Annotated in this window: 4 protein-coding genes and 2 pseudogenes; 2 read left to right on the top strand and 4 right to left on the bottom strand. The window is 41.4% G+C overall.

Annotated elements, in window-relative coordinates; translation table 11 throughout:
* Positions 1-199: pseudogene (locus PX484_RS13725) on the top strand (IS630 family transposase); the annotation flags it as partial.
* A 533-nt stretch (positions 200-732) separates the two neighbouring features.
* Positions 733-1,296 (top strand): hypothetical protein, encoded by a 564-nt coding sequence (locus tag PX484_RS13720; RefSeq protein ID WP_287768503.1) that lies wholly within the window; start codon positions 733-735, stop codon positions 1,294-1,296.
* A gap of 187 nt (positions 1,297-1,483) precedes the next feature.
* Here PX484_RS13720 and PX484_RS13715 read toward each other — a convergent pair.
* The 4 genes and pseudogenes from PX484_RS13715 to PX484_RS13700 all read right to left on the bottom strand — a co-directional run.
* Positions 1,484-1,555 (bottom strand): annotated as a pseudogene (locus PX484_RS13715) (photosystem Q(B) 2 domain protein); the annotation flags it as partial.
* Positions 1,556-1,583: 28 nt separating this feature from the next.
* Positions 1,584-1,940: a type II toxin-antitoxin system PemK/MazF family toxin gene (locus PX484_RS13710; protein WP_002803583.1), complete on the bottom strand. Its 357-nt coding sequence runs from the start codon at positions 1,938-1,940 to the stop codon at positions 1,584-1,586.
* Between the two features lie 2 nt (positions 1,941-1,942).
* Positions 1,943-2,173: a hypothetical protein gene (locus tag PX484_RS13705; RefSeq protein ID WP_002803582.1), complete on the bottom strand. Its 231-nt coding sequence runs from the start codon at positions 2,171-2,173 to the stop codon at positions 1,943-1,945.
* Between the two features lie 92 nt (positions 2,174-2,265).
* Positions 2,266-2,547 (bottom strand): photosynthetic reaction center family protein (locus PX484_RS13700; RefSeq protein ID WP_193959835.1); only part of this gene is annotated, 282 nt, incomplete at its 5' end.

The raw sequence follows: 2,547 nt of genomic DNA, 5'->3' as shown, positions 1-2,547 counted from the left end.
TGAACTTTTTGCCCCTTATGCGCCAGAAGAAAATCCAGTTGAAGCAATTTGGTTTCAATTAAAAAATTTGCTCAGGAGGTTTTATCGTTTCGGCAAAAACTTTAAAATTATTAATTTTTTATTTGAATTTTTTGCCAAATACAATCTTTTCAAATTTCCTAACTTGAAAAGATTTGATGCCTTTTCACAACTCATTTAGGTTTGCTATAGTTTCCCTTTTTGTGGTTCACTCTCCAAGCGTTTTCCTATTTCAAGGAAAATTCGGATCTGCCCTACCCTATCTGTTTTACGACAAAAGTTTTTCTTCGATTCATTCAGTCTTTTTGAAGACTTACTGCCTTGTTTAAAGAGTTTTCGGTGGCTCTTGTCTATCTATTTTTCCATCAAAAGTGCTGCACTGTTTCAGCAGAATTTTCACGATGTGCGACGGCATTGCAACCTGAAGAATCTAATATTGTATCACCAAGTCCCCCTAGAAGGGGGAGGCTTTAAACCCAAATTTTCGGTAAACTAGAGAGCGTAATTGACACTGCCGTCGCTGAAAGGGAGTGTATAAATATAGCTCATCAGAGACAAATGATCCTAAATTTCCATGTTGTTCCACTTTATTCCTGAAAGTAGAAACCATTGAAATCGTCAATTTCCACTCATTTTGGGACTGACATCACCCTTAGACCCCGAATATTCTGAAAGTAGCAAGTAAACACGACTTCCCAATTTCAGGAAAAAATTATGAATCTACGTTCTGTCAAGACTATCCTATTAGGTGGTATGTCCCTGTTGGTGGCAACTTTGCCCATCGCTCAAATTGCACAAGTTTCAGCTAGTACAATATGTTCGCCCGTAAATGGGCAATGGTATTTCAGGGGTAACCCCGGCCCAATCATCACGCAGTCGGGCGATCTCCTGACGGTTGATATGTCGGCTTATGGGCGACCCACGGCAACGGGCCGCATACTTAGTCCAACTCAAATTCAAGTCACCTTTCCTGATGATGGTACCTTTGTTGGTACTTTGAATGGTCGGGGTCAGATTAATTGGAACAATAGCACCGTTTGGCAAGCCCTCAGTTTTGCCGGCACTTGGCAGTATGAGGGCAGCCCAGGTCTTGTTGTCACACAGTCAGGCAATCGCCTGAAGGTTGATATGTCGGCTTATCGGCGACCCACAGCGGCAGGAAGAGTCACGGCTCCCGCTAACGCTAGTGTCAGATTTCCCGATGACGCGACTTTCAATGCCATCTTAGTCAGCCCGAGTTGTATTCAATGGTCAAATGGCACAACTTGGACTAAATAAGCATTGCCTAATCCTGCGTTCTTGTTGAATCTACATATAGAGGCGATCATTTTGATCAATTATTGCGATCGCCGATCTTGTAAGTTGGGTGGATGTTCAGGTGATTTGTCGAGAATTTCAATTAAAAAAGGTCGGGGCGAACATTAGCTCACCCCGACCTTTTTTGTCGTAATTATTTGATTAGAACTTAACCATTGATAGCAGGAGCGGTCAGAGCTACAGGAGCCTGTTCACCACTAGCCAAGTCTAAGGGAAAATGGATTCTTTAAATCCTTTTATAACCCCTATTATTCGAGTTCTTGAGGTTCAATAACCAACTTAATTCCCTGAATAATTAATTTGATTTTTTCCTGAGAAAGTCTTCCGATAGAATCCGTTAAAAGACGTTTATCAACCGTGAAAATCTGTGAAACATTAACAACACTGGATTCAGGTAAATTCCCTTCACCCTCATTCAATAAAACATTACCAATAGCTTTTGCTCGTCTCAAATTGGTTGTTAATGGACACACAATAACCGTCCCAATTTGTGACTGATTTAGAGCATCATTTTGCACCACAACACAAGGACGAAGATAAGCAGGTTCAGAACCTTGTGGTTCTCCTAAATCAATCCAATAAATATCACCTTGAAAAATCGTCATATTTACTCAGATAATTGGCATTGATGATGGCGTATTCCCTCTAACATCAAAGTTTCTGATTCGTCCAATCCATCACTATAAGCTTCATTCCAACTATCCATTAATCGTTGTTTAGTTGTTTTTTGATTATTCAATCCTAATTGTTGATGTAACTGCTCCAATAACCATTTTTTATCTTCAAGAGAACAGTCTCGTAATTTTTGTTCCAGTTCAATAATTTGAGGGGATATCATAAGATTAACTCCATTTAACATTGAGCTATATCATAATTCTAACAACAAAAAAGCACCCCCTCGCAGGAGTGCCTTTTCGTTCAGACTAGGAATTAACCATTGATAGCGGGAGCGGTCAGAGCTACGGGAGCCTGTTCACCACTAGCTAAGTCTAAGGGGAAGTTGTGAGCGTTGCGCTCGTGCATTACTTCCATACCGATACCAGCGCGGTTCAGCACATCGGCCCAAGTACCGATTACACGACCTTGAGAATCGAGAATCGACTGGTTGAAGTTGAAACCGTTGAGGTTGAACGCCATGGTGCTAACACCCATCGCCGTAAACCAGATACCGATTACCGGCCATGCACCTAAGAAGAAGTGCAGAGAGCGGCT

The sequence above is a fragment of the Microcystis sp. M49636_WE2 genome, assembly GCF_030065375.1.
Taxonomy (GTDB): Bacteria; Cyanobacteriota; Cyanobacteriia; order Cyanobacteriales; family Microcystaceae; genus Microcystis; species Microcystis aeruginosa_C.
The sequence above is the reverse complement of the archived record's forward strand: the minus strand, read 5'-3'. Positions and strand labels throughout refer to the sequence as shown.

What these genes read in the sequence shown, in the direction of transcription:
- PX484_RS13705 (WP_002803582.1), bottom strand. Translation starts at nt 2,173, where the DNA reads ATGATATCCCCTCAAATTATTGAACTGGAACAAAAATTACGAGACTGT.
- PX484_RS13710 (WP_002803583.1), bottom strand. Translation starts at nt 1,940, where the DNA reads ATGACGATTTTTCAAGGTGATATTTATTGGATTGATTTAGGAGAACCA.
- PX484_RS13720 (WP_287768503.1), top strand. Translation starts at nt 733, where the DNA reads ATGAATCTACGTTCTGTCAAGACTATCCTATTAGGTGGTATGTCCCTG.